The sequence below is a fragment of the Falsiroseomonas sp. CW058 genome (assembly GCF_050563535.1).
Lineage (GTDB): Bacteria > Pseudomonadota > Alphaproteobacteria > Acetobacterales > Acetobacteraceae > Falsiroseomonas.
On sequence record NZ_JBNXUO010000001.1, the window covers coordinates 331,699 to 344,780 of the forward strand.

Consider the following 13,082-nt stretch of genomic DNA (forward strand, 5'->3'; position numbering starts at 1 on the left):
ACGCGAGGGTTCTCAGCCGAGGTCGACCACCACCTCGCCGAAGCCCGCGAAGCCGCCGGTCACGCGCTGGCGGCCCTTCACCCAGATCAGGCCGGTGCAGCTCCCGGTGGTCACCACCTCGCCCGCGCGGAGATGCAGGCCGAAGCGCGGCAGGTGGTTCGCCAGGGCGATGAGGGAGACGAGCGGGTCCCCCGCCGGGTTGCCGCCCACCTTCTCCACCTGCACCGCCCCGCCGCAGGTCTGGCGGACCGTGAGCGCGCCGAGGTCCATCTCGCGCCAGCCCGGCACCTCGGCCCCCAGGACCAGCCCGGCATGGGCGATGCCGTCCGCCATGTTGTCGAGGAAGGGCACCTTCGTCAGGTCGATGAAGCGCGTCGCCACCATCTCCATCGCCGGGAAGGCGGCGGCGATGGCGTCCACAACCTCCTCACGCCCATAGGGGGTGGCGCGGGCGGGCAGGTCGCGGCCCATGCGGAAGGCGATCTCCGTCTCGATGCCGATCGTCTCGCCGGGCGGCACCGCCCAGCCCGTCGGTGCCGGCCGGATTCCGCGCGAATCCAGCATCGCGCAGGAATGCGGCTTGCCCGGCGGGAAGGCGCATTTCCAGCCGCCGATGCTGCCGCCGTTGCCGGCGAGCACGGCGCGCTGGACCGCCAGCGCCCCGGCTTCGTCCGCCGGCGCCAGGGCGCCCAGATCCGGGATGCGCGGCGCGCCGCGACGAACCGCGAGGAGAGCCTCGGCGGCTTGGCGCGTGGCATCGGTCATGTGGGGCTCTCCTGGCATGGTCGGGTCGTGCGGCGGGGCCGGGTTCAGCCGGCCCGCACGAGCAGGTGGCGCTTGCGGCCGAGCGAGAGCTTGGCGGCGCCGTCGCGCAGGTCGGCCGGCCCCACCTGCGCGGCGGCGTCCGTCACCGGCGCGTCGTTCAGCCGCACGCCGCCCTGGGCGATCAGGCGCCGCGCCTCGCCCTTGCTGGCGACGAGCCGCGCCTCGACCATGATCTCCACGATGCCGACGGGCAGGCCGGTAGCGTGGCTCGGCAGCGTCTCGGCCGCCGCGCCCTCCTCGAAGGTGCGGCGCGCGGTCTCGGCGGCGGCCTCGGCGGCGGCGCGGCCGTGCAGCAGGGCGGTCGCCTCGGTCGCCAGCACCTTCTTCGCGTCGTTCACCTCCGCCCCGCGCAGCGCCGCGAGCCGCGCCACCTCCTCCATCGGAAGCTCGGTGAACAGGCCGAGGAAGCGGCCGACATCCGCATCCTCCGTGTTGCGCCAGAACTGCCAGTAGTCGTACGGGCTGACGCGGTCCGCGTTCAGCCAGACGGCGCCCGCGGCGGTCTTGCCCATCTTGGCGCCCGACGCGGTGGTGAGCAGCGGGGTGGTGATGCCGAAGGCGTCGGACCCATCGATGCGGCGGCACAGGTCGGTGCCCATCACGATGTTGCCCCACTGGTCGGAGCCGCCCATCTGGAGCGCGACGCGGTGGCGCCGCGACAGTTCCAGGAAGTCGTAGGCCTGGAGGAGCATGTAGTTGAATTCAAGGAAGGACAGGTTCTGTTCCCGGTCCAGCCGCAGCCGCACGCTGTCCATCGTCAGCATGCGGTTGACGCTGAAGTGCCGGCCGATGTCGCGCAGGAAGGGGATGTAGAGCAGCCGGTCCAGCCATTCGGCGTTGTCGAGCATGATCGCGTCCGTCGGACCGTCGCCGAAGGACAGGAAGTTGTCGAACACCTTGCGGATGCCGGCCTTGTTCGCCTCGATCCGGGCATCGTCGAGAAGCGGGCGCGCCTCGTCCCGGAAGGAGGGATCGCCCACCTTCGTCGTGCCCCCGCCCATCAGCACCACGGGCCGGTTGCCCGTGCGCTGCAGCAGACGCAGCAGCATGATCTGCACGAGGCTGCCGACATGCAGGCTGTCGGCCGTGGCGTCGAAGCCGATATAGCCGGGCAGCGGCCCCTGGGCGAGGCGCGCATGCAGCGCGGCCTCGTCGGTCACCTGGTGGATGAAGCCGCGGGTCTTGGCCTGGTGCAGGAAATCGGCGGTGGCGGTCATGGCAGGGGCGTGGGGCTTCCGGAAGGGCCTGCGGCGTAGCACGGTGCGGCCATGCTGCGAACCATAGGGCTGATGAGCGGGACCTCGCTCGACGGGGTGGATGCCGCCTGGGTGGAGACGGACGGGGAGGCGATCGGCCGACTCGGCCCGACCCTGACCCTGCCCTATGAGCCCGCGCTGCGGCGCGACCTGCGGGCGCTGCTGGACCTCGCATCCCACGCGGCTTCGCAGGACGCCCCCGGGATCGGCGCCGACGACCCCTTCCTGGCGGATTGCGTGGCGCGGCTGACCGCGCGGCATGTGGAGGCGGTGCGGGCGATCGGCTGGCCGGCCGACCTCATCGGCTTCCACGGGCAGACCATCCTGCACCGGCCGAGGCGCCCGGGCTGGGACGGCACCCCCTTCACCTGGCAGGTCGGCGACGCGGCGCTGCTTGCGCGGGAGACGGGGATGCCGGTGGCGCACGACTTCCGGTCGGCCGATGTGGCGGCGGGCGGGCAGGGGGCCCCGCTGGTGCCGGTGTTCCACGCCGCGATGGCGCGCCCTCTGCCGAAGCCGCTGGCGGTGCTGAACCTGGGCGGGGTGGGCAACGTCACCTGGATCGGCGCCGACGGGGCGCTGCTGGCCTTCGACACCGGCCCAGCCAACGGCCCGCTGGACGACTGGGCGCGCCGCGCGACGGGCGAGCCCTATGACCGCGACGGCAAGCTCGCCCTGGCCGGGCAGGTGGATGGCGGCGTGCTGGCCAGCCTGATCGGCCACCCCTACCTGGCCGCGCCACCACCCAAGTCGCTCGACCGGCTTGATTTCGACCGGGCGCTGCGGGAAGCCGGGGCCGCCGCCCTGTCGCCCGCCGACGGGGCGGCGACGCTGGTGGCCTTCTGTGCGGTCTGTGTCGCCACCGCATCGCGCCACTTCCCGGAACCCCCGCTGCAATGGCTGGTCTGCGGCGGCGGGCGGCGCAACCCGGCGGTGATGCGGGCGCTGGCCTCGGCCCTGGCGGAGCCGGTGCGCCCGGTGGAGGTGGCCGGCTGGAACGGCGACGCGCTGGAGGCGCAGGCCTTCGGCCTGCTGGCCGCGCGGGTCTGGAACGGCCTGCCCCTGACCTTCCCCGGCACCACCGGCGCGCCCGCGCCGCTGCGGGGCGGGCGCATCACCGGCCCCCTGCCGTAGCCGGCCTACGGCGCCCCGCGCGGGGCGGTGGCGTCGAGGGCGGATTGCAGCATCCAGGCCGCCGCCGCCGCATCCACCCGCTCCGCGCGCTTCGCGCGGGACAGGTCGGCGGCGATCATCGCGCGGTTCACCGCCGCGCTCGACAGCCGCTCATCCCAGAAGGCGACGTCGAGCCCCGCCGCCGCCGCCAGGTCCCGGCCGAAATCCTTGGCCGCCTGCGCCGCCGGGCCGAAGGAGCCGTCCATGGACAGCGGCAGCCCCACCACCAGCCCGCCGGCGCCTTCCTTCCGCGCGATCGCGGCCAGCTCCGCCGCGGTGGCGGACATGCGGCCGCGCTTCAGCGTGCCGTAGGGGCTGGCCAGCATCAGCGACACGTCGCTCAGCGCCAGCCCGATCAGCTTCGCCCCGGGGTCGAGCCCGATCAGCCTCGTCCCCCGCGGCAGGGCCGCCCGCAAGTCAGTCAGGTTGAAGACCGCCATGCACGCCGTTATGGTCCGCGCCCTGCCGCCAGGCAATGCATTGATATCCAAGGACCTCGCCCGGACCATGTCGCTCGACACCGCCACGGTGAAGCGTATCGCCTCGCTCGCCCGCATCCGGCTGGAGGATGCGGAGGTCGCCCGCATGCAGGCCGAGCTCAACGGCATCCTCGGCTGGATCGAGCAGCTGCGGGAGGTGGACACGGATGGCGTGGAGCCGATGGCCGGCGGCGCGCCCGCGGGCCAGCCCGCCATGCGGATGCGCGACGACGCGGTGACCGACGGCGGGATCGCCGATGCCGTGCTGGCCAATGCGCCCGATCGCCAGGGCGCGTATTTCGGCGTGCCGAAGGTGGTGGAGTGATGCGCCCGACCGACCACACGCTGCGCGGCGCGCTCGATGCGCTCGCCACCGGCGAGACGACCTCCGTCAAGCTGACGGAGGCGCATCTCGACGCGATCGCGCGGCTGAACCCGCGGCTGAACGCCTTCATCACGGTGACCGCGGAGAAGGCGCTGGAGGCGGCAAGGGCATCCGATGCGCGCCGCGCCGCGGGGCGGGCGGGACCGCTGGAAGGCGTGCCGCTCGCCATCAAGGACCTGTTCTGCACCGAGGGGGTGCGGACGACGGCGGGCAGCCGCATCCTCGACGGCTTCGTGCCGCCCTACGAATCCACCGTCTCGGGCAACCTGCTGCGCGACGGGGCGGTGTTCCTCGGCAAGGTGAACCTCGACGAGTTCGCCATGGGCTCCTCCAACACCACCAGCGCCTTCGGGCCGGTGGAGAACCCGTGGTCCCGCGCGAACGACCCCGGGACGCGGCTGGTGCCGGGCGGGTCTTCCGGCGGGTCGGCGGCGGCGGTGGCGGCGCGGCTCGCGCTCGGCGCGACGGCGACCGACACCGGCGGGTCCATCCGCCAGCCGGCGGCGCTTTGCGGGATCGCCGGCATCAAGCCGACCTACGGCCGCTGTTCGCGCTTCGGCATCGTCGCCTTCGCCTCCTCGCTCGACCAGGCGGGGCCGGTGGCGCGCACGGTGGAGGACTGCGCGATCCTGTTGCGGTCCATGGCGGGCTTCGACCCGAAGGACGCGACCAGCGCGGAGATGCCCGTGCCGGACTTCGCCGCCGCCTGCGCGCGCCCGGTGAAGGGGCTGCGGATCGGCGTGCCGAGGGAATACCGCCTGGACGGCATGCCGCCGGAGATCGAGGCGCTGTGGCGGCAGGGCCTGGACTGGCTGCGCGACCAGGGGGCCGAGACGGTCGACATCAGCCTGCCGCACACGAAATACGCGCTGCCCACCTACTACATCGTGGCGCCGGCCGAGGCGTCATCGAACCTCGCGCGGTATGACGGCGTGCGCTTCGGCCAGCGCGTCGCAGAGCCGGGCAGCGACCTGCGCGACCTCTACGAGCGCACGCGCGCGGCCGGCTTCGGGCAGGAAGTGCGGCGGCGCATCATGATCGGCACCTATGTGCTGTCCGCCGGCTACTACGACGCCTACTACCTGAAGGCCCAGAAGGTCCGCGCCCTGATCCGCCGCGACTTCGAGCAGGCCTGGGGGAAGGTGGACGCCATCGTCACCCCCGCCACGCCCTCCGCCGCCTTCGGCATGGACGAACGCCAGGACGACCCGGTGACGATGTACCTCAACGACGTCTTCACCGTGACGGCGAACCTGGCCGGGCTGCCGGGCCTTGCCGTGCCCGCGGGGCTCGACGCGCAGGGACTGCCGCTCGGCCTGCAGGTGGTGGGCAGGCCCTTCGACGAGGAGACGGTGTTCGGCGTCGGCGCCGCGATCGAGCGCGCGGCGAACTTCACGGCCCTTCCGGGGATCCGCGCATGAGCTACACGATCGAGGGCCGCAGCGGCCCCTGGGAACTCGTCATCGGGCTCGAGGTCCACGCGCAGGTGCTGTCGCGCTCCAAGCTGTTCAGCGGCGCGGCCACCGCCTTCGGGGCGGAGCCGAACGCGCAGGTCAGCTTCGTGGATGCCGGCTTCCCCGGCATGCTGCCGGTGATCAACCGCGAATGCGTGGCGCAGGCGGTGCGCACGGGGCTCGGCCTCAACGCCCGGGTCAACCTGTGGTCGCGCTTCGACCGCAAGAACTACTTCTACGCCGACCTGCCGCAGGGCTACCAGATCAGCCAGTACGCCCATCCCGTCATCGGGGAGGGCGCGGTCGAGATCACGCTCGTCGACGGCAGCACCAAGACCATCGGCATCACGCGGCTGCACCTGGAACAGGATGCCGGCAAGTCGCTGCACGACCAGCACGCGACCAAGTCCTTCATCGACCTCAACCGCTCAGGCGTCGCGCTGATGGAGATCGTCTCCGAGCCCGACATGCGCTCGCCCGAGGAAGCCGGCGCCTACCTGACGAAGCTGCGGCAGATCCTGCGCTACCTCGGCACCTGCGACGGCAACATGGACGAGGGCTCGATGCGGGCCGACGTCAACGTCTCCGTCCGCCGCGCGGGCGAAGGCTACCGCACCCGCTGCGAGGTGAAGAACGTCAACAGCGTGAAGTTCGTCATGCAGGCGGTGGAGGCCGAGGCGCGGCGCCAGATCGAGGTCTGGGAGGAAGGCGGCACGGTCGAGCAGGAAACGCGCCTGTTCGACACCGCGCGCGGCGTCACCCGCTCCATGCGGTCGAAGGAGGACGCGCACGACTACCGCTACTTCCCCGAGCCCGACCTGCCGCCGCTGGTGCTGGAGCAGTCCTGGGTGGATGCGCTGAAGGCCAGCCTGCCGGAACTGCCCGATGCCCGCCGTGCGCGCTACGTCGCCATGGGCCTCACGCCCTATGACGCGCATGTGCTGACGCTGGAGAAGGAGACGGCCGCCTTCTTCGAGACGGTGGCGCGTGGCCGCGACGCCAAGCTGGCCGCCAACTGGGTGACCGGCGACTTCTTCGCGGCACTGAACCGCCTGAAGCGCGACATCGCCGACCCGCCGGTGACGGCGGAGGACCTGGGCGGGCTGCTGGACCTGATCGCCGACAACACGATCAGCGGCAAGATCGCGAAGGACGTGTTCGAGATCATGCTGGAGACCGGCAAGGCCCCGGCCGCCATCGTCGAGGAACGCGGCCTGAAGCAGGTGACCGACACCGGCGCGATCGAGGCGGCGGTGGCCGACGTGCTGGCGCGGAACGCCGACAAGGTGGCGGAATACCGGTCCGGCAAGGACAAGCTGTTCGGCTTCTTCGTCGGCCAGACCATGAAGGCGATGCAGGGCAAGGGAAACCCGGCCCTGGTGAACGAGGTGGTGAAGAAGCTGCTGGGCTGACGCACGCCGCGCGGCGGGACGGGCGGGGCGGGCTGTGACCGCCTGACCCTTGCCCTCCCGCCCCCGGCGTCCTTTCTTAGTCCCGACAAGGGATCGAGAACGCCGATGCTCCGCCTGCCCCGCCGCGCCCTGCCCGCACTCGGCCTCGTCCTCGCCGCGCCGGTGGTCCGCGCCCAGCCGGCCGCGATCCGGATCGGCGAGCTGAACTCCTACGGTCGCATGGCCGCCTTCGCGGTGCCGTACCGGAACGCGATGCAGCTGGCGGCGGAAGGGGTGAACGCCGCCGGCGGCGTGATGGGCGGGCGGCGGATGGAGCTGGTCTTCCGCGACGACGGCGCGACGCCGGGGGACGCCGTGCGGGTGGCCGAGGACCTGCTGACGCGCGAGGGCGTCGCCTTCATCGCCGGCACCTTCCTCTCCAACGTCGCGCTGGCGGTCTCCGACCTGGCGAACCAGCGGCGGCGGCTGTTCCTGGCGACGGAGCCGCTGACGGACGCGCTGACCATGGCGCAGGGCAACCGCTTCACCTTCCGCATCCGTCCCTCCACCTTCATGCAGACGCGCATGCTGGTGGAGGCCGCGCGCGGCCGCAGCGCGCGGCGCTGGGCGATCGTCGCGCCGAACTACGAATACGGCCAGTCCGCGGCGGCCGCCTTCAAGCGCCTGCTGCCCGGCGTCATCCCGGGCGCCGAGGTGGTGGTGGAGCAGTATCCCGCGCTCGGCCGCGTCGATGCCGGCGCGACCGTCGGCGCGCTGGCGCAGGCGCGACCGGATGCGATCTTCAACGTGCTGTTCGGCGCCGACCTCAACCCCTTCGTGCGCGAGGGCAACACCCGCGGCCTGTTCGAGCGCCGCCTGGTGCTGAGCCTGCTGACCGGCGAGCCCGAATACCTGATGACGCTGGGCGACGAGACGCCGGAGGGCTGGATCGTCACCGGCTATCCCTGGGACGCGATCGAGACGCCGGCGCACCGCGCCTTCGTCGCCGCCTACCGCGCGCGCTTCAACGACACGCCGCGGCTCGGCTCGCTGCTCGGCCATGTCACGGTGCAGATGATCGCGGCGATGCTGGACCGGGCCGGCAGCGCGGAGACGGAGCCGATGGTCGCGGCGCTCGAGGACCTGCGGACGGACACCATCGCGGGCCCGGTCACGATGCGCGGGCTCGACAACCAGTCCACCCTCGGCGCCTGGGTGGGCGAGACGGTGCTGCGCGGGCGGCAGGGCGCGATGCGCAACTGGCGCTACGAGGACGGTGCCAACCACATGTTCCCCGAGGCCGAGGTGCGCGCGGCGCGCCGGGACTGATGCCGCCGGTCGCAGGCGGCGCGGCCTGACCCGCGATGGACCCCGGCTTCCTCCTCGTCCAGTCGCTCTCGGGCCTGGCGACCGCCTCCTCGCTCTTCGTGATCGCGAGCGGGCTGACGCTCGTCTTCGGCGTGACTCGCATCGTCAACTTCGCGCATGGCTCCTTCTACATGCTCGGCGCCTATGTCGCGGTGACGGTGGTGCCCTGGCTGCTGGAGTTCGACCGTTCGCCGGCGCTGTTCTTCGCCGGCGTGCTGGTCTCGGCGCTTGTCGTCGGGCTGCTCGGGGTCGCGATGGAGGTGGCGCTGCTGCGGCGCATCTACCGCGTGCCGGAGCTGTTCCAGCTGCTGGCCACCTTCGGCGTCGTGCTGATCGTGCAGGACCTGGTGGTGGCGCTGTGGGGGCCGGTGGACATCCCCGGGCCGCGCGCGCCCGGGCTGCGCCACGGCGTGGAGATCATGGGCCAGCGCTTCCCCGCCTATGACCTGGTGCTGATCGCCATCGGGCCGGCGCTGCTCGCCGCCCTTCACCTGCTGATGACGCGCACGCGCTTCGGCATCCTGATCCGCGCCGCGACCCGCGACCGGGAGATGGTGGCGGCGCTCGGCGTGAACCAGGCGAAGCTGTTCACCGCGACGCTGTTCCTCGGCACCGCTCTCGCGGGGCTCGGCGGGGCGCTGCAGATCCCGCGGCTGTCGGCGTCCCCCGCGATGGACCTGTCGGTCATCACGGAGGCTTTCGTGGTGACGGTGATCGGCGGCATGGGGTCGGTGCCGGGCGCCTTCCTGGCCGCGCTGCTGATCGGGCAGTTGCAGGCCTTCGGCGTGCTGGCCTTCCCCAAGATCACGCTGGTGCTGGTCTTCCTGCTGATGGCGGCGGTGCTGGTGGTGCGGCCCTGGGGGCTGCTCGGCCGGCCCGAGCCGGCGGGCCACCGGGTCGCGAACCCCGAGGGCATATGGGAGCCGCGGCCGATGGGTTGGCCTGCGCGGCTGCTGCTGGCGGCCGCGGTGGCGGCCCTCGTCGCCGTCGCCGCCTTCGGCGACGACTATGCCCGCAAGGTCGCGACCGAGGTGGTGGTCTTCGCGCTGGCGGCCTTCTCGCTGAACTTCCTGGTGGGCAATGCCGGGCTGGTCAGCTTCGGCCACGCCGCCTGGTTCGGCGCGGGGGCCTATGCGGCGGCGCTGCTGGTTACGCGGCTCGGCCTGCCGATGGAGCTTGCCATCCCCGCCGCGCCGCTCCTCGCGGGGGTGCTGGCGCTGGCGGTCGGCAGCGTGCTGGTGCGGCTTTCGGGCATCTACCTCGCGATGCTGACGCTGGCGGTGGCGCAGATCGCCCATGCGGTCGCCTTCCAGTGGGTCGAGTTGACGGGCGGGGACAACGGCATCGTCGGCGTCTGGCCCAGCGCCTGGGCGCAGTCGCGCCAGGCCTACCTGATGCTGGCGGCGGTGCTGGCGCTGGGCGGCATCTGGGCGCTGTGGCGCATCCTGCATTCGCCCTTCGGCGCGGTGCTGCGCGCGGCGCGCGACGCGCCGATGCGGGCGGAGGCGATCGGGGTGGACCTGCGGGCCGCGCGGCGGCTGGCCTTCGCCATCGCGGGCGGGGCCGCGGGGCTGGCGGGGGGCATCTACGCCTTCTCCAAGGGCTCGATCGACCCGACGCTGCTGTCCATCCCGATGTCGGTGGACCTGCTGGCGATGATCCTGCTGGGCGGCATCCAGGCGGTGCTGGGGCCGCTGGCGGGCGCCGCGGCGCTGCATGGCATCAAGGACCTGGCGATGCCGCTGACGGATTACTGGCGGCTGCTGCTGGGGCTGGCGATCATCCTGATGGTGCTGGCCTTCCCGCGCGGGCTGGCCGGCATCGGGCGGCGGCGATGAGCCTGCTGGTCGCGCGCGGCCTGACCAGGCGCTTCGGCGGCGTCACCGCGGCGCGCGACGTGTCGCTCTCGCTCGCAGCCGGCGAGATGCTGGCGCTGATCGGCCCGAACGGCGCGGGCAAGAGCACGGTCTTCAACATGATCGGCGGCCAGCTTGCGCCGGATTCCGGGCGCGTCGCGCTGGACGGCGCCGATGTCACCGGCCTGCCCCCGCGCGCGCTGGCGCGGCGCGGCATGGGGCGCACCTTCCAGGTCGCCCAGACCTTCGCCAGCGCCAGCGTGCTGGGCAATGTGCGCCTGGCGCTGCTGGTCCATCACGGCCACGCCTTCGACCTGTGGCGGCGCGAGGCCGCGCTGTTCCGCGCCGAGGCGATGGCGCTGCTCGACCGCCTCGGCCTGGCGGCGGAGGCCGACCGGCCGGTCGCCGAACTCGCCTATGGCGACGTGAAGCGGGTGGAGCTTGCCATCGCGCTCGCCGCCGCGCCGCGCCTGCTGCTGATGGACGAGCCGACGGCGGGGATGGCGCCGGCCGAGCGCGCCGGGCTGATGCGCCTGGTCGCGACCCTGGCGCGGGAGGAGCGGATCGGCGTGCTGTTCACCGAACACGACATGGACGCGGTCTTCGCCCATGCCGACCGCATCCTGGTGCTGCTGTCGGGCCGCATCATCGCCGATGGCCCGCCCGAGGCGGTGCGCGCCAACCCCGAAGTGCAGCGCGCCTATCTGGGCGCCGCCGGGCTGCGCGCGGCGTCCCGCGCCGGGCGGCCGGCGGGGCGCGGGGGCGCGGCATGACGCTGCTGGAGGTGGAGGGCCTCGCCGCCGGCTACGGCCCGGCGCAGGTGCTGTTCGGCATCGACCTCGCCCTCGCGCCAGGCGAGGTGCTGGCGCTCCTCGGCCGCAACGGCGCGGGCAAGTCCACCACGCTGAAGGCGATCATCGGGCTGGTGCCGCCGCGCGGCGGCCGCGTGCGGCTGCGAGGGGCCGAGGTGACCGGCTGGCCGGCGCATCGCATCGCGCGCGCCGGGCTCGGCTACGTGCCGGAGGACCGGCGCATCTTTCCCGACCTCACGGTGGCGGAGAACCTGGAGGTCGGCCGCCGCCCGCCGCGCGACGGCCGGCCGCCCTGGACCTTCGAACGCCTCGCCGGGCTGTTCCCCAACCTTGCCGCGATGCGGACCCGGCGGGGGGAGGCGATGTCGGGCGGGGAGCAGCAGATGCTGACCATCGCCCGCACGCTGATGGGCAACCCGGATGCCGTGCTGCTGGACGAGCCGTCCGAGGGCCTGGCCCCCGTCATCGTGGAGCAGATGGCAGAGGCGGTGCTGCGCATGAAGGCCGAGGGCATCGCCGTGCTGCTGGCGGAACAGAGCCTGGATTTCGCGGCCGCCGTCGCCGACCGGGCGCTGGTGCTGGAACGCGGCGCGATGCGCTGGTCCGGCCCGATGGCCGACCTTGGGGAGGATGGGGCGTTGCGGTCGCGGCTCCTGGCGGTGTAGCGGATCGCCGCGCCTGCGGATCGAACGCCACGCGGCCTTGTGCTTTGCGGGCGGCGAGACGATGGGGAAGGCGCCCTGCCCACTCCAGCGATCGGATGTCGTCGATGCGTCTTGTCTCCCTTGCGGTCCTCGGACTCGCCTTCGCCCTCGGGGCGTGCTCCTCCTCCGGCGGGTCGGATGCGAATGCGGCCGGGCGCGGCGATGCGGCGCTGGCCGATGGCGTCGGCCGCAGCGGCCTGCCGGGGTCCGGCACCGGGTCGGCGCGGCCGGGCTCGCAGGAGGACCTCGTCGCCTCGGTGGGCGACCGCGTCTTCTTCGCCACCGACAGCTTCCGTCTCGCCGCCGACCAGACCGAGGTGCTGCGCCGGCAGGCCGAATGGCTGAACCGCTACCGCCAGGTGACGGTGACCATCGAGGGCCATGCCGACGAACGCGGCACGCGCGAATACAACCTCGCCCTCGGCCAGCGGCGCGCCAACACGGCGCGCGACATCCTCGTTTCCAACGGCGTCGCCGGCACGCGGGTGCAGACCATCTCCTTCGGCAAGGACCGGCCGGCGGAACTCGGCTCCAACGCCGAGGCATGGGCGCGCAACCGCCGCGCGGTGACCACGGTGCGCTGAACCGCGGGCGCCACCCCGGTCCGCGCTGGATGGACCGGTCCGTCCATCGCGGACCGGGGCGTGCCGGGCTTCAGGGCGCGAGGTAGCGCATCACCGCGTTCACCATCATCTCCCGCTGCCGCGCCGCCACTTCCGGCGCCGTCAGGTCGCGCCCGAAGATCGCCCCAAGCGTGTGGCGGTTCGAGATGCGGTAGAAGCAGAAGGAGGAGACGAGCATGTGGAGGTCGAAGGGGTCGACGCCCCTGCGGAACACCCCGCTCGCCTCCCCGCGCGCGAGCAGGGCGGAGACGCGGCCGATCACGGTGGCGTTGCGTTCCCTGATGCCGGGCGTCGCCATCACCTGCCGCGCGCCGTGGATGTTCTCCACAGCGACGAGGCGCACGAAGCCGGGATTCGCGGCGTGGTGGTCGAAGGTCACCTCCACCATCCGCCGCATCGCCTCCGCCGGGGGCAGCGCGTCGAGGTGCAGCGCGGCCTCGGCGTCCCGCATCGCGCCATAGGCTTCCTCCAGCACCGCGGCGTAGAGCCCCTCCTTGCTGCCGAAGTAGTAGTAGATCATCCGCTTCGACATGGCGGTGCGCGCGGCGATGTCGTCCACCCGCCCGCCGGCATAGCCCTTCTCGGTGAACTCGGCGAAGGCGGCGTCGAGTATGGCGCGGCGCGTCGCCCCCGCGTCGCGCGGGCGGCGCGCAGGGGGGGAGGGGGCGGGCTCTGGCGCGGCGTCGGCGGGCATCTTCACTCTCCGGTGCGTCCAATCCTGCCACGCGGCGCGCGCCGCCGCATCCCCGCGGGCGG

General features: G+C 73.1%; 13 protein-coding genes. 9 read left to right on the forward strand and 4 right to left on the reverse strand.

Annotated elements, in window-relative coordinates; translation table 11 throughout:
- Positions 1-12: 12 nt before the first annotated feature.
- Complete coding sequence (locus tag ACK8OX_RS01595) at positions 13-765, reverse strand: 2-keto-4-pentenoate hydratase (protein ID WP_430662158.1); 753 nt, start codon at positions 763-765, stop codon at positions 13-15.
- 44 nt (positions 766-809) lie between these two features.
- Positions 810-2,042, reverse strand: a complete 1,233-nt coding sequence (gene tyrS / locus ACK8OX_RS01600) for a tyrosine--tRNA ligase (protein WP_430662159.1) — start codon at positions 2,040-2,042, stop codon at positions 810-812.
- Positions 2,043-2,096: 54 nt separating this feature from the next.
- Here tyrS and ACK8OX_RS01605 point away from each other — a divergent pair, with 54 nt between their 5' ends.
- Entirely contained in the window at positions 2,097-3,215 is a 1,119-nt protein-coding gene (locus ACK8OX_RS01605) for an anhydro-N-acetylmuramic acid kinase (RefSeq protein WP_430662193.1), read from the forward strand.
- A 5-nt stretch (positions 3,216-3,220) separates the two neighbouring features.
- Here the strand turns inward: ACK8OX_RS01605 and ruvX are convergent, their stop codons facing one another.
- On the reverse strand, positions 3,221-3,694 hold the full coding sequence (ruvX, locus tag ACK8OX_RS01610; protein WP_430662160.1) for a Holliday junction resolvase RuvX: 474 nt from the start codon (positions 3,692-3,694) through the stop codon (positions 3,221-3,223).
- A gap of 67 nt (positions 3,695-3,761) precedes the next feature.
- Here ruvX and gatC point away from each other — a divergent pair, with 67 nt between their 5' ends.
- The 8 genes from gatC (at position 3,762) to pal (ending at position 12,287) form a co-directional block, all read left to right on the forward strand.
- Entirely contained in the window at positions 3,762-4,058 is a 297-nt protein-coding gene (gatC, locus tag ACK8OX_RS01615; protein WP_430662161.1) for an Asp-tRNA(Asn)/Glu-tRNA(Gln) amidotransferase subunit GatC, read from the forward strand.
- Positions 4,058-5,539 carry an Asp-tRNA(Asn)/Glu-tRNA(Gln) amidotransferase subunit GatA gene (gene gatA, locus ACK8OX_RS01620; protein WP_430662162.1) on the forward strand — a complete coding sequence of 494 codons (1,482 nt, stop codon included), beginning with the start codon at positions 4,058-4,060 and terminating at the stop codon, positions 5,537-5,539. The genes gatC and gatA overlap by 1 nt, the downstream gene beginning before the upstream one ends.
- Entirely contained in the window at positions 5,536-6,984 is a 1,449-nt protein-coding gene (gene gatB / locus ACK8OX_RS01625; RefSeq protein WP_430662163.1) for an Asp-tRNA(Asn)/Glu-tRNA(Gln) amidotransferase subunit GatB, read from the forward strand. Before gatA ends, gatB begins: the two co-directional genes overlap by 4 nt.
- A gap of 105 nt (positions 6,985-7,089) precedes the next feature.
- A complete protein-coding gene (locus ACK8OX_RS01630; RefSeq protein WP_430662164.1) occupies positions 7,090-8,292 on the forward strand; it encodes an ABC transporter substrate-binding protein in 1,203 nt (400 codons plus the stop codon).
- A 35-nt stretch (positions 8,293-8,327) separates the two neighbouring features.
- Positions 8,328-10,169, forward strand: a complete 1,842-nt coding sequence (locus ACK8OX_RS01635; RefSeq protein ID WP_430662165.1) for an ABC transporter permease — start codon at positions 8,328-8,330, stop codon at positions 10,167-10,169.
- Positions 10,166-10,960, forward strand: coding sequence for an ABC transporter ATP-binding protein (locus tag ACK8OX_RS01640; RefSeq protein ID WP_430662166.1), 795 nt, complete (start codon positions 10,166-10,168; stop codon positions 10,958-10,960). The genes ACK8OX_RS01635 and ACK8OX_RS01640 overlap by 4 nt, the downstream gene beginning before the upstream one ends.
- A complete protein-coding gene (locus ACK8OX_RS01645; RefSeq protein WP_430662167.1) occupies positions 10,957-11,664 on the forward strand; it encodes an ABC transporter ATP-binding protein in 708 nt (235 codons plus the stop codon). The genes ACK8OX_RS01640 and ACK8OX_RS01645 overlap by 4 nt, the downstream gene beginning before the upstream one ends.
- 104 nt (positions 11,665-11,768) lie before the next feature.
- Positions 11,769-12,287, forward strand: coding sequence for a peptidoglycan-associated lipoprotein Pal (gene pal, locus ACK8OX_RS01650; RefSeq protein WP_430662168.1), 519 nt, complete (start codon positions 11,769-11,771; stop codon positions 12,285-12,287).
- Positions 12,288-12,357: 70 nt separating this feature from the next.
- Here the strand turns inward: pal and ACK8OX_RS01655 are convergent, their stop codons facing one another.
- Positions 12,358-13,020 carry a TetR family transcriptional regulator gene (locus tag ACK8OX_RS01655; RefSeq protein WP_430662169.1) on the reverse strand — a complete coding sequence of 221 codons (663 nt, stop codon included), beginning with the start codon at positions 13,018-13,020 and terminating at the stop codon, positions 12,358-12,360.
- Positions 13,021-13,082 lie beyond the last annotated feature (62 nt).

What these genes read in the sequence shown, in the direction of transcription:
- ACK8OX_RS01595 (WP_430662158.1), bottom strand. Translation starts at nt 765, where the DNA reads ATGACCGATGCCACGCGCCAAGCCGCCGAGGCTCTCCTCGCGGTTCGT.
- tyrS (WP_430662159.1), bottom strand. Translation starts at nt 2,042, where the DNA reads ATGACCGCCACCGCCGATTTCCTGCACCAGGCCAAGACCCGCGGCTTC.
- ruvX (WP_430662160.1), bottom strand. Translation starts at nt 3,694, where the DNA reads ATGGCGGTCTTCAACCTGACTGACTTGCGGGCGGCCCTGCCGCGGGGG.
- gatC (WP_430662161.1), top strand. Translation starts at nt 3,762, where the DNA reads ATGTCGCTCGACACCGCCACGGTGAAGCGTATCGCCTCGCTCGCCCGC.
- gatA (WP_430662162.1), top strand. Translation starts at nt 4,058, where the DNA reads ATGCGCCCGACCGACCACACGCTGCGCGGCGCGCTCGATGCGCTCGCC.
- gatB (WP_430662163.1), top strand. Translation starts at nt 5,536, where the DNA reads ATGAGCTACACGATCGAGGGCCGCAGCGGCCCCTGGGAACTCGTCATC.
- ACK8OX_RS01630 (WP_430662164.1), top strand. Translation starts at nt 7,090, where the DNA reads ATGCTCCGCCTGCCCCGCCGCGCCCTGCCCGCACTCGGCCTCGTCCTC.
- ACK8OX_RS01635 (WP_430662165.1), top strand. Translation starts at nt 8,328, where the DNA reads ATGGACCCCGGCTTCCTCCTCGTCCAGTCGCTCTCGGGCCTGGCGACC.
- ACK8OX_RS01640 (WP_430662166.1), top strand. Translation starts at nt 10,166, where the DNA reads ATGAGCCTGCTGGTCGCGCGCGGCCTGACCAGGCGCTTCGGCGGCGTC.
- ACK8OX_RS01645 (WP_430662167.1), top strand. Translation starts at nt 10,957, where the DNA reads ATGACGCTGCTGGAGGTGGAGGGCCTCGCCGCCGGCTACGGCCCGGCG.
- pal (WP_430662168.1), top strand. Translation starts at nt 11,769, where the DNA reads ATGCGTCTTGTCTCCCTTGCGGTCCTCGGACTCGCCTTCGCCCTCGGG.
- ACK8OX_RS01655 (WP_430662169.1), bottom strand. Translation starts at nt 13,020, where the DNA reads ATGCCCGCCGACGCCGCGCCAGAGCCCGCCCCCTCCCCCCCTGCGCGC.